This is a genomic window from Parasphingopyxis sp. (assembly GCF_052168275.1).
GTDB lineage: Bacteria > Pseudomonadota > Alphaproteobacteria > Sphingomonadales > Sphingomonadaceae > Parasphingopyxis.
In genome coordinates this window covers 1-16942 of record NZ_JBQLZM010000079.1, presented here as the reverse complement: position 1 = coordinate 16942, position 16942 = coordinate 1, and the positions used below count along the sequence as shown (strand labels likewise).

At 65.8% G+C, this 16942-nt stretch carries 17 protein-coding genes and 1 pseudogene; 11 read left to right on the top strand and 7 right to left on the bottom strand.

Going from position 1 to position 16942, the window contains the following annotated elements; all coding sequences use genetic code 11:
- Window positions 1-199, top strand: a pseudogene (locus ACTS1X_RS07355) (DUF6628 family protein); the annotation flags it as partial.
- Here ACTS1X_RS07355 and ACTS1X_RS07350 read toward each other — a convergent pair.
- The gene (locus ACTS1X_RS07350; RefSeq protein WP_442613736.1) at window positions 196-1917 is read right to left on the bottom strand and encodes an AmpG family muropeptide MFS transporter; all 1722 of its coding nucleotides are present in this window, start codon (window positions 1915-1917) and stop codon (window positions 196-198) included. The pseudogene ACTS1X_RS07355 and the gene ACTS1X_RS07350 overlap by 4 nt on opposite strands.
- A gap of 49 nt (window positions 1918-1966) precedes the next feature.
- Between ACTS1X_RS07350 and ACTS1X_RS07345 the strand changes: the two genes are divergently transcribed.
- The 3 genes from ACTS1X_RS07345 (at window position 1967) to ACTS1X_RS07335 (ending at window position 3673) form a co-directional block, all read left to right on the top strand.
- Window positions 1967-2875: a pseudouridine synthase gene (locus tag ACTS1X_RS07345; RefSeq protein WP_442613735.1), complete on the top strand. Its 909-nt coding sequence runs from the start codon at window positions 1967-1969 to the stop codon at window positions 2873-2875.
- Window positions 2872-3405, top strand: a complete 534-nt coding sequence (rsmD, locus tag ACTS1X_RS07340; protein ID WP_442613734.1) for a 16S rRNA (guanine(966)-N(2))-methyltransferase RsmD — start codon at window positions 2872-2874, stop codon at window positions 3403-3405. Before ACTS1X_RS07345 ends, rsmD begins: the two co-directional genes overlap by 4 nt.
- A 100-nt stretch (window positions 3406-3505) precedes the next feature.
- The gene (locus tag ACTS1X_RS07335; protein ID WP_442613733.1) at window positions 3506-3673 is read left to right on the top strand and encodes a hypothetical protein; all 168 of its coding nucleotides are present in this window, start codon (window positions 3506-3508) and stop codon (window positions 3671-3673) included.
- Window positions 3674-3688: 15 nt separating this feature from the next.
- On the opposite strand, the gene ACTS1X_RS07330 is transcribed toward ACTS1X_RS07335, so the two are convergent.
- Entirely contained in the window at window positions 3689-4087 is a 399-nt protein-coding gene (locus tag ACTS1X_RS07330) for a cupredoxin domain-containing protein (protein ID WP_442613732.1), read from the bottom strand.
- 119 nt (window positions 4088-4206) lie between these two features.
- Between ACTS1X_RS07330 and ACTS1X_RS07325 the strand changes: the two genes are divergently transcribed.
- Together ACTS1X_RS07325 and ACTS1X_RS07320 are read left to right on the top strand one after the other, a co-directional pair.
- Window positions 4207-6480 (top strand): ATP-dependent helicase, encoded by a 2274-nt coding sequence (locus ACTS1X_RS07325; RefSeq protein WP_442613731.1) that lies wholly within the window; start codon window positions 4207-4209, stop codon window positions 6478-6480.
- A gap of 152 nt (window positions 6481-6632) precedes the next feature.
- Entirely contained in the window at window positions 6633-7313 is a 681-nt protein-coding gene (locus ACTS1X_RS07320; RefSeq protein WP_442613730.1) for a L,D-transpeptidase family protein, read from the top strand.
- 21 nt (window positions 7314-7334) lie between these two features.
- Here ACTS1X_RS07320 and ACTS1X_RS07315 read toward each other — a convergent pair whose 3' ends face one another.
- The gene (locus ACTS1X_RS07315) at window positions 7335-7937 is read right to left on the bottom strand and encodes a hypothetical protein (protein ID WP_442613729.1); all 603 of its coding nucleotides are present in this window, start codon (window positions 7935-7937) and stop codon (window positions 7335-7337) included.
- A 149-nt stretch (window positions 7938-8086) separates the two neighbouring features.
- On the opposite strand from ACTS1X_RS07315, the gene ACTS1X_RS07310 reads away from it, so the two are divergent.
- Genes ACTS1X_RS07310 through ACTS1X_RS07300 form a run of 3 tightly spaced genes read left to right on the top strand, consistent with a single transcriptional unit; the run spans window position 8087 to window position 11074 of the window.
- On the top strand, window positions 8087-9379 hold the full coding sequence (locus ACTS1X_RS07310; protein ID WP_442613728.1) for an MFS transporter: 1293 nt from the start codon (window positions 8087-8089) through the stop codon (window positions 9377-9379).
- Entirely contained in the window at window positions 9376-10308 is a 933-nt protein-coding gene (cysK, locus tag ACTS1X_RS07305) for a cysteine synthase A (RefSeq protein ID WP_442613727.1), read from the top strand. The genes ACTS1X_RS07310 and cysK overlap by 4 nt, the downstream gene beginning before the upstream one ends.
- Before the next feature lie 19 nt (window positions 10309-10327).
- A complete protein-coding gene (locus tag ACTS1X_RS07300) occupies window positions 10328-11074 on the top strand; it encodes an NRDE family protein (RefSeq protein WP_442613726.1) in 747 nt (248 codons plus the stop codon).
- Window positions 11075-11078: 4 nt separating this feature from the next.
- Here the strand turns inward: ACTS1X_RS07300 and ACTS1X_RS07295 are convergent, their stop codons facing one another.
- The 4 genes from ACTS1X_RS07295 to hisI form a co-directional block, all read right to left on the bottom strand.
- The gene (locus ACTS1X_RS07295; protein ID WP_442613725.1) at window positions 11079-11777 is read right to left on the bottom strand and encodes a hypothetical protein; all 699 of its coding nucleotides are present in this window, start codon (window positions 11775-11777) and stop codon (window positions 11079-11081) included.
- Window positions 11778-11904: 127 nt separating this feature from the next.
- Window positions 11905-13707 carry an acyl-CoA dehydrogenase C-terminal domain-containing protein gene (locus ACTS1X_RS07290; RefSeq protein WP_442613724.1) on the bottom strand — a complete coding sequence of 601 codons (1803 nt, stop codon included), beginning with the start codon at window positions 13705-13707 and terminating at the stop codon, window positions 11905-11907.
- Between the two features lie 31 nt (window positions 13708-13738).
- The gene (locus ACTS1X_RS07285; RefSeq protein ID WP_442613723.1) at window positions 13739-14158 is read right to left on the bottom strand and encodes a MerR family transcriptional regulator; all 420 of its coding nucleotides are present in this window, start codon (window positions 14156-14158) and stop codon (window positions 13739-13741) included.
- Between the two features lie 85 nt (window positions 14159-14243).
- Window positions 14244-14606: a phosphoribosyl-AMP cyclohydrolase gene (gene hisI, locus ACTS1X_RS07280; protein ID WP_442613722.1), complete on the bottom strand. Its 363-nt coding sequence runs from the start codon at window positions 14604-14606 to the stop codon at window positions 14244-14246.
- A gap of 123 nt (window positions 14607-14729) precedes the next feature.
- Between hisI and purF the strand changes: the two genes are divergently transcribed.
- The gene (gene purF, locus ACTS1X_RS07275) at window positions 14730-16214 is read left to right on the top strand and encodes an amidophosphoribosyltransferase (protein ID WP_442613737.1); all 1485 of its coding nucleotides are present in this window, start codon (window positions 14730-14732) and stop codon (window positions 16212-16214) included.
- Between the two features lie 32 nt (window positions 16215-16246).
- On the top strand, window positions 16247-16942 hold a 696-nt coding region (locus ACTS1X_RS07270), incomplete at its 3' end, for an SDR family NAD(P)-dependent oxidoreductase (RefSeq protein WP_442613721.1).

Here is a 16942-nt window from a genome sequence, read left to right as displayed (position 1 = left end):
CAATGTGATCGTCGCGCCATGCTGCGCACCGCGGATGACGGCCCATGAACACGCGCTGCTGGCGGCGATCGGCGACCCGGCCGGTGCCGACGGCCATATCGCTCCACTGCTCGACACCGGAAAGTCGTCGATGGCCGTCGCGACCACCATCGCGCTGAGCGAGAGTCTGGCCGCGATGGGGCGGCCGCTCGCGCCTTAGCCGCGATCTTCCACGGCGTCCGGCGCCTCCGACCCGGCCGTGCCCAGCGATCGGTCCACAAGGCCCGACCGCATCATCCACCAGAAGAGGATGACGCCAGGAAAAGCCGCCGCCGTCGTGAGCAGATAGAAATTCACATAGCCCATCGCCTCGATCAGCGAGCCGGCCGTGGTGCCCGTCAGGAACCGCCCGAGGATGCTGGCCGCCGCCGACAGCAACGCGAAATGCGTGGCCGTGAACTTGAGATTGCAGAGCGCCGAAAGATAGGCGACGACCGCCACCCCGCCGATCCCGCTCGCGAAATTCTCGAAGCCGATCGCCAGCGCCATGCCGATATTGCTGTGCCCGATGGCGGCGAGTCCCGCGAAGCTGAAATTGGAGACGGCCATCAGCACGAGACTGATCAGCACCGAGATCTTCATGCCGAGCCGGGCGTAGAGCATACCGCCGACGAAAATGCCCGCGAGCAGCGCCCAGAAGCCCACGCCGACATCGTAGATCGCGATCTCGTCATTGGTGTAGCCGAGATCCTCGAACAGCAGGCGGAACGTCAGATTGGCCAGCGTATCCCCGATCTTGTGGAGCAGCACGAACACGAGGACGATGATCGCGCCCTCGCGGCTGAAAAACTCGACGAGCGGGCCGACGACCTTGGACTGGGTCGATCCTTCGGTAAGCGTCGGCGTGATGCACAGCCAGGCGATAATCGCGGCGCCCAGCGCGAGCAGCGGATACAGGACGAAGGCCCCGCCACCGAGCCATCCGGACACCGTCGCCCAGTCAAAAACGAGGATCGAGAGCAGCGCCGCGAGCGGCGGGACCAGCAGCCAGTTGACATGCCCCGACCAGCCGATGTCGCGGGCGCGCCGCGCGGTCAGGTCGAACAGCGGAAAGACATAGCCGACGATCACCATCAGGCTCAGTATCTCGACGCCGAGCCAGCGATCGAGCCCGACGCCGCCGGCATAGGCGAGCGGAAAGCTCAGGATGAAGATCGCATAAGGGGTGCGGGTCATGAATTCGGGCCAGCTGCGCTCGATCTTGCGGGTCGGTTCGCCCATCACCAGCCCTGTGATGACCGCCGGCAACGCCAGCAAGCCGCAGGCGATATAGGCGGCGCCCCAGCCCATCCGGGCCGCAACGACCAGTGCCAGCGCGCCGGCGACCGCGGCGCCGATCCGCCAGCCATATTGGCTCATCCCCGAACCGACGCCGAGCTGTTCGGGTTCGAGCAGCTCGATCCGGTAGCCGTCGATCACGATGTCGAAGGTCGCCCCCAATACGCCGACCAGGATCGCCGCCAACGCCACCGCGGGAAGCGAGGCCGTCGGATCGATATTGCCGAGCAGCGCCACCGCGCCCATCACGGCGGCGCCGATGACGATCAGCCAGGACCGCCGTTGGCCGATCCGGCCGAGCACGGGAATCCGCACCTTGTCGATGATCGGCGCCCAGGCCCATTTGAGGTTGTAGGCGAGGAAGGTAAGCGCGAAGGCGGTGACCGCCGATTTCTCGATATTGTCCTGGGCGAGGCGCGTCGTCAGCGTCGCGCCGATCATCGCGAAGGGAAAGCCCGACGACATGCCGAGAAACAGCGCCGCGAGCGGAGCGTTTTCCAGATATGGCCGAACGCCGGGGCGGACCGGCGACGGAAAAAGCGCGAGAATGAATTCCCTGATCGGCCCAAGCCTTACTCCGCGCTCAGCAATATCGACCATAATTCACGTCCCGCCCTGTTTCGGCGCGAACCTAGCGCCAAAAATCGCCGTGGATAGCCCGTTATTCACGCTTCGCCCGTTGCCGAGGTCCGGCGAACGCCGGCAGCGGCGACCGGAGGGGGGCGGAACCCGCGCGGCCAGGTGGATATTGCCGGGCAATTCCGGTTCGATCTCATCGCCTGTTCGCAATCCGACCAAAACCCGTTACAGGGTCCCGATGCCCCCGGCCCAGACTAAACGAGAAGACCAGCGCATCGCGAAACTGCTCGCCCGGGCCGGTGTCGCGTCGCGGCGCGAGGTCGAGCGGATGATCGCGGCGGGGCGGATCGCGATCGACGGGAAGACGCTCGATACGCCGGCGACGCTCGTCAAATCGCTGCACGGCGTGACGCTGGACGGGCAGCCGGTCGGGCAGCCCATCCCCGCCAAACTTTACAGCTTCCACAAGCCGGCCGGCGTCCTGACGACCGAACGCGATCCCAAGGGCCGGCCGACCATCTACGACAAGCTGCCCAAGGGTCTGCCGCGCCTGATGCCGATCGGCCGGCTCGACCTGAATACCGAAGGATTGCTGTTGCTGACCAACGATGGCGGGCTGAAGCGGCAGATGGAACTGCCCTCCTCCGGCGTCGAGCGCATCTACCGCGCGCGCGCCTTTGGCGACATCAGCCAGGAGCAGCTCGAAGGGCTGATCAACGGCATCACGATCGACGGCGTCCGCTACGGCCCGATCAACGCCAATCTCGAGCGGCGGACCGGGCGCAACCAGTGGATCGAGCTCAAACTGGCCGAGGGAAAGAATCGCGAAGTCCGCCGCGTGCTCGAGCATTTCGGCCTCCAGGTCAGCCGGCTGATCCGCACCGCCTACGGCCCCTTCTATCTCGGCGACATTCCCAAGGGCGGTGTCGAGCAGGTGCGCCAGCACGATCTCGTCAAATTCCGGCAATCGCTGAAATGAGGATCATCGCCGGCCGGTGGCGCGGTCGGAAGATCGAAGCGCCGCCCGGCTCGGCGACCCGCCCGACGACCGACCGCGTCCGCGAGGCCCTGTTCTCGATGCTGGCGAGCCGGCTCGGAAGTTTCGAGGGCCTGCGCGTCGCGGACCTGTTCGCGGGCAGCGGCGCTCTGGGGCTCGAGGCGCTGTCCCGCGGCGCGGCGCACTGCACCTTTGTCGAGCGCGACCGGCAGGCGTTGAAGGCTTTGTCGGCGAACGTCGCCGCGCTGGACGCGCCCGCCGACATATTGGCGCAGGCGGCGGAAAACGTCCCCGTTGCAGACAAGGCGTACGACCTGATCGTCATGGACCCGCCTTACGGCAGGGACCTCGCCGCCACACTGGTGCGGCGCCTCCGGGATCGGGGCTGGATCGCGCCGGGCTGCTGGATCGGCATCGAGACCGAGCGCGGCGCGACCATCCCCGACACCGGACTGGAGATCGACACCGTCCGGACGTTCGGCAAGACACAGGTCAGCCTGTTGCGCGCCTGATCCGCCATGCGCAAATCCTGTGCCCGCCGTCACAGCGCCGGCGTCCGGCCTCTGCGAGAAAGCCCTGTCGGCGGAATAGTCCGTCGCAGGGAGCAGGACGATGAGACGGGACGAAAATCTGACCATGGACAACGAACAGCTGGCGCGCGCGCTGGCGGCGACCGCCGGTATCGAATGGGCGAGCCTCAGGGACTATCCGGGTTACGGGAAGAATTACTGGCGCGAAAAGGCCAGGAATTTCTTCAAGCTCGAAACGCGGGCCGCGTAGCCGCGATCGCACCGGTCAGCGGACGACGATATCCCCGGTCATCCCGAACACGCTGTGCATGAAGTGCGAGCAATGCACGTCGTAGCGGCCGGGTTCGGCGAGGAACACGCGGATCTCCGCGCGCTCGCCGCTATCGACTTCGATCCGGCCGCGATCAAGCCGGGCCCGGTCTTCCGTCGGCATCCGGGCGGTTCTGAAAAACTCCCGCGCCACGAAGTTATGCCCGCCCGAGGACCGGTTGACGAACACGAGCCGATAGGGCCGGCCATGCTCGATCGCGATCGTTTCCGGGGTGAATTCGAAGCTCGACAGCGTGACCGTCACGGTTTCGGCATCGGACCAGTCGACGGGCTGGGCGAATGCCGGCGCCGCCGGGAGGACGAACAAGAGGATGAGAAGGCGATACAGGATCATGTGCGCGACTCCGTTCAAAATCGCCCCCGAAACCCTCTCCTATCATCGATTGTCGGGCAAAAGTAGGAAGCCGGACGCCACGCTTGCGCGCCCTGCCCTTGTTCCCTAACTGTTCACGGGTGACCGAACCCGCCGTCCAGCAGCCCGAACCGCCCTATCTGCGCGCGCTCAACGCGCCGCAGCGCGAGGCGGTCCTGACGACCGAAGGGCCATTGCTCGTGCTCGCGGGCGCCGGCACCGGCAAGACGGCCTGCCTGACGGCGCGGCTCGCCCATCTGATCTGGACGCGCAAGGCCTGGCCGTCCGAGATCCTCGCCGTCACCTTCACCAACAAGGCCGCGCGCGAGATGAAGGAACGCGTCGCCCGGGCGCTTGACCAAGACGTCGAAGGCATGCCCTGGCTCGGCACATTCCACGCGATCGGCGCGAAGATGCTGCGCCGCCATGCCGAGCTTGTCGGGCTGGAGAGCAATTACACAATCCTCGATACCGACGATCAGCTGCGGCTTCTCAAGCAGCTGATCCAGGCGGCCGAGATCGACGAGAAACGCTGGCCGGCGCGGCTGCTCGGCGGGCTCATCGATCGCTGGAAGAATCGCGGCTGGATGCCCGCCGACGTGACGACCGACGAGAGCGAGGCCTATGCCAACGGCAAGGGCCAGCAGCTCTACCAGGCCTATCAGGACCGGCTGAGAACGCTCAACGCGTGCGATTTTGGCGACCTGCTGCTGCACATGCTCGTGATCCTCAAGGAGCATCGCGACGTGCTGGAAATGTACCAGCAGCGGTTCAAATATATCTTGGTCGACGAATATCAGGACACCAACAGCTCCCAATATCTATGGCTCCGGCTGCTCGCGCAGGAACGCAAAAATATCTGCGTGGTCGGCGACGACGATCAGTCGATCTACTCGTGGCGCGGGGCGGAAGTCGCCAATATCCTGCGTTTCGAGCAGGATTTTCCGGGCGCGAAGATCGTCCGGCTCGAGCAGAATTACCGATCGACCCAGCATATCCTGTCGGCAGCGGGCGGTGTGATCGCCCATAATAGCGGCCGGCTTGGCAAGGAGCTGCACACCGAGGCGGGCGACGGCGAGAAGGTGAAGGTGATCGGCGTCTGGGATGGTCCCGAGGAAGCGCGCCGCGTCGGCGAGGAGATCGAGGCGCATCAGGTGCAGGGCGGCAGTCTCGACGATGTCGCGATCCTCGTCCGCGCCCAGTTCCAGACCCGCGAATTCGAGGATCGCTTCATCCAGATCGGCATGCCGTACAGGATCGTCGGCGGTTTCCGTTTCTACGAGCGGCAGGAGATCCGCGACGCCCTCGCCTATCTGCGCGTGATCGTGCAACCGGCGGACGATCTCGCCTTCGAACGGATCGTCAACACGCCCAAACGCGGGCTCGGCGACAAGGCGGTCGGCATGATCCACGGCCATGCGCGGCGCGAGAATATCCCGCTCAGCCTCGCCGCCGCGCGCATCGTCGACACCCACGAGCTGACGCCGCGCGCCCGCAAGCCGCTCGGCGATCTGATGGTCAATTTCGCCCGCTGGCGCGACATGGCGAACGACCTGCCGCACCCCGAACTGGCCCGGCTCGTGCTAGACGAATCGGGCTATACCGCGATGTGGCAGAACGACCGCTCGGCCGACGCCGCGGGACGGCTCGAAAACCTGACTGAACTGACCCGCGCGATGGAGGAGTTCGACACGCTCGGCTCCTTCCTCGAGCATGTCAGCCTCGTCATGGACAATGACGCCGACCGCGATTCCGAAAAAGTGACGATCATGACGATCCATGCCGCCAAGGGGCTGGAATTCGACACGGTCTTTCTCGCCGGATGGGAGGACGGCGTCTTCCCGTCCCAGCGCTCGCTCGACGAGGGCGGCAACAAGAGCCTCGAGGAAGAGCGCCGCCTCGCCTATGTCGCGATCACCCGCGCCCGGCGGCTATGCCATATCGTCCATGCGGCGAACCGCAGGATCTACGGCCAGTGGACGAGTTCCATCCCGTCACGCTTCATCGGCGAGCTGCCCGAAGACCATGTCGAGGCCGAGACCAGCATGACCGGCGGGGAATCGCTCTGGCGCGCCAACTGGTCCGAACAATCCGATCCCTTCTCCAACGTCGCCCGCGCCGGAAAACGCGGCCCGGGCTGGCAGCGCGCGGCGGCGGCCGGATCGCTGCCCAGGGCGACCAAGGTGATGGAAGCCAAGAGCAGCGCCGCCAGCTTCGCCGCGAAACCGCGCTCCGACATCGCGATCGGCCAGCGCGTCTTCCACCAGAAATTCGGCTATGGCGCGGTCGAGGAGATCGAGGGCAACAAGCTCGAGATCGAATTTGAGAAAGCCGGGCGGAAGCGGGTGCTCGACAGCTTCGTCGAGCTGGCCTGACCGCGATTTCCGTTCCATTGCGGGACAGTAACCGCATATCCTAACCCGGCCGAGCCGTTTCGCCGGGAAATCATGGTAAACAAGGCCCGAACCGTCTTGCTTACCAAGGCGTTAAGATGGTTCAAACTCCCCATTGCACGGGAGTTGTCTTCATGGCGTCGAAAATGGGAATCGGGTTCAAACTGCTGGCCGCCGCCGCGCTCGTCGCCGGTGCCTCGCAGCTGCTGTCGGCCTGTTCCGAAACCGAGCCGGCGGAGATGGAAATGGCGGTCGCCGAAGCGGCGCTCCCGCCCGCCGACGAAGCGCCGGCCGAACCGATGTTCACGCCGGCCTCGCTCGACGACGGTGCGGCGCTGGAAGATGCCGAACCCGGTTTTCGCATCACCAGCCCCCTGACCGTCGACGGCGACATGGCGTTCGGCGAATATGCCTGGAACGACGAAGGCGTGCCGGACGGCGAGTTGCGGATCATCGTCGATCTCGAGGCCGAACGGCTCTACGCCTATCGCGGCGGCTACGAAATCGGCCGCGCCGTCATCCTCTACGGGCATGACGACACGCCGACGCCGACCGGCAGCTTCACGATCACCGAGAAGAACCGGGATCATATCTCCAACATCTATTTCGTGCCGATGCCGTTCATGATGCGGCTGACCAATGACGGAATCGCGATCCATGGCAGCCTGGTCGAGGAAGGTTATGCGTCGCGCGGCTGTGTCGGCATTCCCGACGATTTCGCCGAACTGCTGTTCAACGAAGCGGAGATCGGGACGCGCGTGCTGATCACCCGCGGATCGCCGATCGTCGACGGCAACCGCGTCGTCGGGATCTAGCGCCGGGCGGCACGCTTCGCCCTAGAGGCAGCCCTCCACATACTGGATCGCCGGCCCGCCGGCATGAATGAGCTGGACCGTGCCGTCCTCGCCGATTTCGTACCGGATACCACGCGCATTTTCATCAGACGTGCCGTTGTCGGTAATCTCGCCGGCCGTCCAGGTGGTCAAATACTCGCCCGGCGCCTCGACATAGGTGTGCGGCATCGCGCGCAGTTCGTCGCCATAGGCCGCGCGCACCTGGTCCGCGCTGTCGCCGACGGTGATTCCTTCGGGCGTCCGGACTTCGGTGTCGCCGGCCAGCGTGATCCGCACGAGGCTGCCCTGCTCGATCATGACGTAGAGGCCCTCTGGCGTATCGGCGGGCTGATATTCCTCGCACAGTTCGGGCTCGGGCCCGCCCATCGCGTCCGGATCGGCCTTGCCGCCCACCGCCGCCGTGACCTCGTCGCGCGACATCCCGATGCGCAGCGGTCCCCAGCCCTCGGGCGTCAACAGCCCGGCGCCGGGCGCTTCCGGTGCCGCTGCATCGGTTTCCGCAGCCGGCGGATCCGCCGGTTCGTCGGTTCCGCCGCACCCGGCCAACAGCGTTGCCGCCGCGGTCATTGCCATCAGTCGTCGCATTCTTCGCCTCCTCCGCCGGTTCCATAATCCGGTATCGCGTTTGCGCGTTCGGCAATCGCGTTTCGGGTCGATAGCAGCCAAGCTGTACTTTCGTCCATGAAACACCGCCTCGCTTGCCGATCCGCCGCCGTACCGCCTAGAGGGCGGTGATGGACGACGCCCCGCATCCGTTCCGCATCCACAATTTCCGCGCCTATTGGACATCCCGGCTGGCGATGACGCTCGGCCAGTACGCGATGATGCTGATCATCGGCTGGCAGGCGTACAATATCGCGCGCGACGGCGGGATGAGCGTCGGCGGCGCGGCGGGCCAGTTGGCGATCATCGGGCTGCTCCAGTTCGTGCCGCTTTTCCTGCTCACGCCCTTTGCCGGGCTGGCCGCGGACCGGTTCGACCGGAAGACGGTAGCACGGGTCACGGTGGCGCTGCAGGCGCTGTGCGCGGCGGCGCTCGGCGGGGCGACATGGACCGGTGCGATGACCCTGCCGGTCCTGTTCGGGATCTCAATCCTGCTCGGCATCGCGCGCGCTTTTGCGGGGCCGGCGCTCAGCGCCCTGGCGCCGAACCTCGTGCCGAAGGCCGTCCTCCCCAACGCGATCGCGCTGAGTTCGATCGCCTGGCAGACCGGGATGATCGTCGGCCCGGCGATCGGCGGCTATCTCTACGTCGTCAATCCCGCCCTGCCCTATGCGGCGACCTTCGGGCTGCTCGGCCTGTCCTTCGTCGCGCTGAGCCTGATCGGCCATGTCCCGAAACCCGCGATCACCGGCGCGAAAAGGCCCGTCGGCCAGGTCATCGACGGCCTGCGCTATGTCCGCCGCAACAAGATGGTGCTCGGCGCAATCACGCTGGATCTCTTCGCGGTGTTCCTCGCCGGGGCGACGGCGCTGTTCCCGGTCTATGCACGCGACATATTGGAAGTCGGCGCGACCGGCCTCAGCCAGCTCGCCGCCGCCCCGGCCGTCGGCGCGGCGCTGACCGCGCTCTGGTTCTCGTTCAAGCCGCTGAAGAACAATGTCGGGCCAAAAATGCTGGGTGCGGTGGCGGTGTTCGGGCTCGCCACGGTCGTATTCGGCTTCTCGACCTCGATGCCGCTGTCGCTCGCGGCGCTGTTCGTCGTGGGCGCGGCCGACATGTTCTCGGTCTATATCCGGCAATCGCTGATCCAGCTCCATACGCCCGACGACAAGCGCGGTCGGGTGTCCTCGGTGTCGCTGCTCACCATCTCCGCGTCGAACGAGTTCGGCGACTTTTTCAGCGGCACCCTGGCCTGGATCATCGGGCCGGTTGCCGCGGTCGTCTCCGGCGGTATCGGCGCGATAGCGACGGTGCTATTGTGGACAGCATGGTTTCCCGCGTTACGTACGACCAAGACATTCGATCCGCCTGACGATCTGGACGACGATCGTCCCGCGCAGACCTTGCAGGAGAAGACGACATGAAGGCCGCAAACACCCTCGAAACGATCGGCAATACCCCGCATATCCGCATGCAGCGATTGTTCGGCGACGCCCCGAACGGAACCGAAGTCTGGATCAAGTCCGAACGCGCCAATCCGGGCGGCTCGATCAAGGACCGGATCGCGCTCGCCATGGTCGAGGATGCCGAGCAGTCGGGCGCGCTCAAGCCGGGCGGCAAGATCATCGAACCGACCTCGGGTAATACCGGGATCGGGCTTGCCATGGTCGCGGCCGTCAAGGGCTATGAGCTGGTGCTCGTCATGCCGGAAAGCATGTCGATCGAACGCCGGCGGCTTATGCTCGCCTATGGCGCGCAATTCGACCTGACGCCGAAGGAAAAGGGCATGAAGGGCGCGATCGAACGCGCGCAGGAACTGGTCGCGGCGGACGCCAACAGCTGGATGCCCCAGCAATTCGACAACCCGGCCAATGTCGCCGTGCATGTGCGGACGACGGCCGAGGAAATCCTCGCCGATTTCGCCGACAGTCCGATCGACCTGCTGATCACCGGCGTCGGCACGGGCGGTCACATCACCGGCTGCGCCGAGGTGCTGAAGCAGCATTGGCCCGAGATGAAGGCCTATGCGGTCGAGCCCACCCTCTCGCCGGTCATTTCCGGCGGGCAGCCCGGCCCGCACCCGATCCAGGGCATCGGCGCGGGTTTCGTGCCGAGCAACCTCCACACCCAGGCGATCGACGGCGCGATCCAGGTCGATCCCGACGACGCCAAGGACATGGCGCGACGGGCCGCCCGCGAGGAAGGCATGCTCGTCGGCATCAGCTCCGGCGCGACCCTGCAGGCGATCAAGCAGAAGCTGGCCGAGATCGGCAGCGGGGCCCGGGTGCTCGGCTTCAACTACGACACCGGCGAGCGCTATCTCTCGGTGCCGGACTTCCTGCCCGAGGAATAGGCGGCGGGTCCGGCTTTCCATGTGCGTGCTGGCCTTCGCCTGGTCCGCGGATCCGCGCTGGCAGCTCGTTCTGATCGGCAATCGCGACGAATTGCACGCCCGCGCTGCCGCGCCGCTCGATCGCTGGAGCGACCGGCCGCAGATCATCGCCGGGCGCGATCTCGAGGCAGGCGGGACCTGGCTCGGCATTTCCGAAGAGCGGCGGTTCGCGGTCGTGACCAATGTCGCCAACCCGGGCGGACCGCAGCCGGGCAAGGCGTCGCGCGGCGCGCTGATCGCCGATCTCCTGAGCGGCGACGGCGCCTATGCGGACCCGGCCGAAAGCGATCTCGACGATTTCAATCCCTTCAACGTCATCGCGGTCGACGCCGGCAGGGCCCGGCTGCTGACCAATCGCCCGAGCGCGGCGCGCCACCGGCTCGATCCCGGCATTTACGGCCTGTCCAACGGCGCCTTCGACGATAGCTGGCCGAAGACCGAGCGGATCAAGGCATTGCTGGGGGACTGGCTGGACGGAAGCGGGACGGATCACCGGGCCTTGCTGGATGCCCTGCGCGCCGACGATGCGCCGCAGGTCGAGCCGGGCCGCGCACGGCACAGCCCGATCTTCATCCGCAATCCGGTATACGGCACCCGGTGCAGCACCGTCGTCGCCGTCGACCATCGGGGGCATGGGTCGATCGTCGAGCGGCGATACGATCCCGACGGCGAGACGACCGGCGAGACGCGCTTCGATTTCCGGTGGCCGGCAGACGCCCCGGCCTGAGCGGCTATTTGAGTCCGTCTTCCTGCATCGCCGGAGGGAGCAGATCCTCGGGCGGCAGAAGATCGCTGTCCTCGAAACCGGGATCGCCGGGCGCCGGTTCGTCGAACTCCGGATCGAACTCGTCCTTGTCGCCGTCCGTCAGAATGTCCTCGGGCTTGTCCTCCGGTTCCGGATCGGCGCGGAGCGTCACGAGATCCGCATCGGCAAGCCGGTCGATCAGGTCGTCGGCACCGCTCATCCGGTAGATCGTCCCGCGCCCGTCGGGCGCGGGCTGGGCGATATATTCGAGGCTCGCATTCAGCCGGCGGCTGTAGTTGAAGGCGGGTTCGGTGCCGCGCGGCAGTTCGAGGATCAGCCGCCCCTCGCAGCGCGCCTGTTCGAGGCCCTCGTCGAAATCGATGAGGCGGGGATTTTCCATGCGCGCCACCGTGCCGCTTTCGAGCCGGGAGAGCAGCGCGCCGTCGTCGGAACTCGCCGTCCGCGCGCGGGCGAAGATCCGCCGGCGGATGGAATCCGTGGTGTTCTGGGACGCGCAGAGCCGCTCGCCGGGGCTCATATCGGCGAGATCGCCGTCGCTTCCGGAGCTTTCGGGTTCTCCGCTCTGATAGTGGTCCAGCCCGAGCTGCATCGTCCCGACATAGCCGAGCGCGGCTGCGGCAACGATGCCCAGTATTCCGAGAATCCATTTCAGGCGCGTCGACAAAGCTGCTTCCTCCCCCTTATCTCGCCGGATTGTTTACGGCGAGACGCGACGCGGCGTCCAGCCCGCCCGGATCAAACCGGTCGAACCAGACGCCATATGCGCACCGTTGGTCGTGTTTTCAGGCTCGCTAGGCCGCGACGAACATGTCGGGTTCGAGTGCCATCAGGCTGTCCGAACCGCCCTCGATCTTTGCGCGCAGACCCGCCGCATCCGGCATGATCTTCTCGGCGAAGAAGCGCGCCGTCACCAGCTTCGTCTTGTGGAACGCCTTGTCCTCCGCGCCGGCTTCGGTCGCCGCGGCGCTGGCCTTGGCCATGCGCAACCACATCAGGCCGAGCGTCACGATACCCATCAGCTGCATATAGTTATAGGCGGCCGCGCCGGCATGATTGAGATTGGCGAAGGCGTTCTGCATCAGCCACATCGTCGCGCCGCGCAGCTCGCCATTGGCCTTTTCGAGCGCGGTCGCGACCGTATTCACGCTCTCGTCGTCATTCTGCTCGGCGACTTCCTCGCCGACCATCGCGAGAAATGCCTGGATGGCCCGACCGCCATTCTGCGCCAGCTTGCGGCCGACCAGGTCCATCGCTTGGATGCCGTTCGTGCCTTCGTAGATCTGCGCGATCCGGGCGTCGCGGACATATTGCTCCATGCCCCATTCGCGGATGTAGCCATGCCCGCCATAGACCTGCTGCGACTGGGTCGCGATCTGGTAGCCGAGATCGGTGACGAAACCCTTGATGACCGGGGTGAGCAGCGAGATCATGTCGTCGGCGATCTGCCGCTCTTCCTCGGTCTGCGCCTTGTGCGCGAGATCGACCTGGAGGCCGCCCCAGATGCACAGCGCGCGGCTCGCTTCGAGATAGGCCTTGGCTTCCATCAGCATCCGCCGGACGTCGGGATGGACGAACAGCGTATCGGCCTTCTCGTCCGGATCGGCGGGGCCGGTCAGCGCCCGGCCCTGGCGGCGGTCCTGCGCATAGGCGACGGCATTCTGGAACGCGACTTCGCCGATCGCGAGGCCCTGCGCGCCGACGCCGAGGCGCGCGGCGTTCATCATGATGAACATCGCGGCAAGGCCCTTATTCTCCTCGCCGACGAGCCAGCCCGTCGCGCCGTCATAGTTCATGACGCAGGTCGAATTGCCGTGAATGCCCATCTTCTCCTCGATCGAGCCGCACTGGACGGCATTGCGCTCGCCCAGCGATCCGTCGTCGTTGACGAGGAATTTCGGGACGATGAAGAGCGATATGCCCTTCACGCTGTCGGGCGCGTCCGGCGTCTTGGCCAGAACGAGGTGGATGATGTTCTCGGTCAGGTCGTGCTCGCCCGACGAAATGAAGATTTTCGTGCCCGACACCTTGTAGCTGCCGTCGGCCTGGGGTTCGGCTTTCGTGCGGATCAGCCCGAGATCGGTACCGCAATGCGGCTCGGTCAGGTTCATCGTGCCGCCCCATTCGCCCGAGACCATCTTGGGCACGTATTTTTCCTTCTGCTCCTGCGATCCCTTGGCCATGATCGCGGCGGTCGCGCCCAGGGTCAGACCGTTATACATGGCGAAGGCCATGTTCGAGCTGATCATATATTCCTCGATCGCGGTGCCGAGGACGTGCGGCAAGCCCTGTCCGCCGAATTCCTCCGGCCCCGTCAGCGTCGTCCAGCCTCCTTCGACCAGCTGCCGATAGGCCTCTTTGAAGCCGTCGGGCGTCGTTACCGAGCCGTCCGCATGCCGCGTGCAGCCCTGTTCGTCGCCGACCTGGTTGAGCGGAAACAGCACCTCGGCGCAGAACTTGCCGCCTTCGGTGAGGATCGCATCGGCCATCTCCATCGTGGCGTTCTCGAAACCGGGAAGGTTCGAATAGCGGTCGAGACCGACGATATGGTTCAGGACATACTGGCTGTCACGAACGGGCGCGGTGTAAGTGGGCATGGTGAATTCCTGTACTGAATAAAGGGGTGCGTTATTCGCTTTCGACTTCGTCGAGCAGCTCGAGGAAACCCTCGAGTTCGGCAATCGACGAGTCGATGTCGGAGCGTTGGCCTTTCAGCGCCTCGATCCGCTCCCTGCATTTCTCGCGCGTGACCGCCCGCTGCTTGGTGCGGCCGTCTCCCAGATCGTAGAGATCGATCATCTCCCGGACGTCGGCCAGGCTGAACCCGACACGCTTGGCGCGCAGGATCCAGGCGAGCCGCGCACGGTCGCGCTTGGCGTAGACCCGGGTCAGCCCGTGACGCTCCGGCGAGATCAGTCCTTCGTCTTCATAGAAGCGCAAGGCGCGCGGCGTTACGCCGAATTCCTCGGACAGATCGGAGATCGAATAGGTTTCGCGATTCTTTTCGTCGGGCGTATCGATGCCCGCTTGCGGTAATGCTCTTGCCATGAACCCCTCTTAGCTAACGTTCACGTTAACGTCAAGCGATGACGCTACGTCATTGGGAAACACTATTTCGGAATTGCGGCCTTTGCTAGTCGAGACGGTGCAGGCTCCCGTCCTCGATGCGCCGGTAGAAGCAGCTCGTCTCGCCCGTATGGCAGGCCGGGCCCGCCGGATCGACGATCAGCCAGACCGCATCCTGATCGCAATCGATCCGCGCCTCGGCGACGTGGAGGAGATTGCCCGAGGTCTCGCCCTTCTGCCACAGCGTCTTCCGGCTGCGCGACCAGAAATGCGCGGTGCCGGTTTCGAGCGTCCGGTCGAGCGCCGCGCGATTCATGTGCGCGACCATCAGCACGCCGCCGCTGGCCCTGTCGGTGACCACCGCGGTCAGCAGGCCGCTGGCGTCGAATTTGGGGTCGAGCGTCAGCCCGGTCTCGCGGTCGTCGGCCATAATCTCGTTCCGCCTTCCCAGACTGGATTCCGGTGATTCCCAAACGCTTTATGACAAAGACGAGACAAATACGATTCCCCTCCCTATATGCCGCACGTGACCGACCATGGTGCCGGAGTCGCTATGCTGACCACTGATCCGTTCGACCCAATCTCCGACGACGGGGACAAGCTGCGCGAGGAATGCGGCGTATTCGGCATCTGGGGCGCCGATACCGCATCCGCCGTGGTGGCGCTCGGGCTCCACGCGCTCCAGCATCGGGGGCAGGAAGCAGCCGGCATCACGAGCTTCGACGGAAAATGGTTTCACAGCCACCGCGCGGTCGGCCATGTCGCGGGCAATTTCGACGAAGACCATATCATCCGCCAGCTGCCCGGCGAGGCGGCCTGCGGCCATGTCCGCTATTCGACGACCGGCGAAAGCGGGCTGCGCAACGTCCAGCCCCTCTATGCCGAGCTTGCTTCGGGCGGCTTCGCGGTCGCCCATAACGGCAATATCTCGAACGCCTGGACCCTGCGCCAGGACCTTGTGAAGCATGGCTCGATCTTCCAGTCGACCTCCGACACCGAGACGATCATCCATCTCGTCGCGACGTCCGGCTTCAAGCGGCTGCTCGACTGTTTCATCGATGCGCTCAAGCAGCTGGAAGGCGCCTATTCGCTCGTCTGCCTCACGCCCGAAGGCATGATCGGATGCCGCGACCCGCTGGGCATCCGCCCGCTCGTCATGGGCAGGCTCGGGCCGAAAGACGGCGGGGCGATCATCTTCGCGTCCGAAAGCGTCGCCTTCGACGTGGTCGGCGCCGAGTTCATCCGCGAGGTCGAGCCCGGCGAGCTGATCGTCGTCAACGACAGCGGGATCAAGACGCACCGCCCCTTCGCGCCCACCGCGCCGCGCCCGTGCATCTTCGAGCATGTCTATTTCTCGCGCCCCGATTCGATCGTCGACGGCCAGTCCGTCTATTCGGTCCGCAAGCAGATCGGCGTGGAGCTGGCCCGCGAGAACGGCGTCGAGGCCGATCTCGTCATCCCGGTCCCCGATTCCGGCACCCCCGCGGCGATCGGCTATGCGCAGGAATCGGGCATTCCGTTCGAACTCGGCATCATCCGCTCGCACTATGTCGGCCGCACCTTCATCCAGCCCGGCGACAAGGTCCGCCATCTCGGCGTCAAGCTCAAGCACAACGCCAACCGCCCGCTGATCGAGGGCAAGCGGGTCGTGCTGATCGACGATTCGATCGTCCGCGGCACGACGAGCACCAAGATCGTCGACATGATGCGCGAGGCCGGCGCGGCCGAGGTCCATATGCGGATCGCGAGCCCGCCGACGACCAACAGCTGCTTCTACGGCGTCGACACGCCGGAGCGCGAAAAGCTGCTCGCCGCCCAGCACGATGTCGAGGGGATGCGCGACTATATCCGCGCGGACAGCCTCGCCTTCATCTCGATCGACGGCCTCTACCGGGCGCTCGGCGAGCCCGGCCGGAACAACGCGCATCCGCAGAGCTGCGACGCCTGCTTCACCGGCGAATATCCGACGCCGCTGACCGACCATGACGGCCTGGCCGACGTCACCCAGCTGCCGCTGCTCGCCGAACGCGTGACATGATCCTTCGACAAGCTGAGGACGAGCGGAACTAGATGACCCGAAAACTGGACGGAAAACTGGCCCTCGTCACCGGCGCCAGCAGGGGGATCGGCGCGGCCACGGCCAGGGCGCTGGCGGCCGAGGGAGCGCATGTCATCCTCGTCGCGCGGACCGTCGGCGGGCTCGAGGAAGTCGAGGAAGCGATCCACGAGGCGGGCGGCAACGCGACGATCGCCCCGCTCGACCTGGTCGACGGCGACAGCATCGCCCGGCTCGCCGCCGCGATCCGCGAACGCTGGGACGCGCTCGACATCCTCGTGCTCAACGCCGCGATCCTCGGCTCGCTGACCCCGGTCGCGCAGATCGAGGCCAAGGAACTGTCCGAGGTGATGACGCTCAACTTCACCGCGCAGCAGGCGCTGATCGCGGCGTTCGATCCGCTGCTCAGGAAGAGCGCGGCCGGCCGGCTGATCGCGGTCACGTCGAGCGTCGGGGCCGCCCCCCGCGCCTTCTGGGGCGCCTATGGCGCGTCCAAGGCCGCGCTCGACACGCTGGTCACCGCCTATGGCGAGGAGGTCAAGAATCTCGCGCCGCTCAAGGTCGCCATCGTCGATCCCGGCGCGACCGCGACCGACATGCGCAAGCTCGCCTATCCGGGCGAGGACCAGGCAACGCTGAAATCGCCGGATGTGGTGGCCGAAGCGGACGAGGCGACGGCGATCGGTGCGGATTCGCGGGCTGCGGGCGAG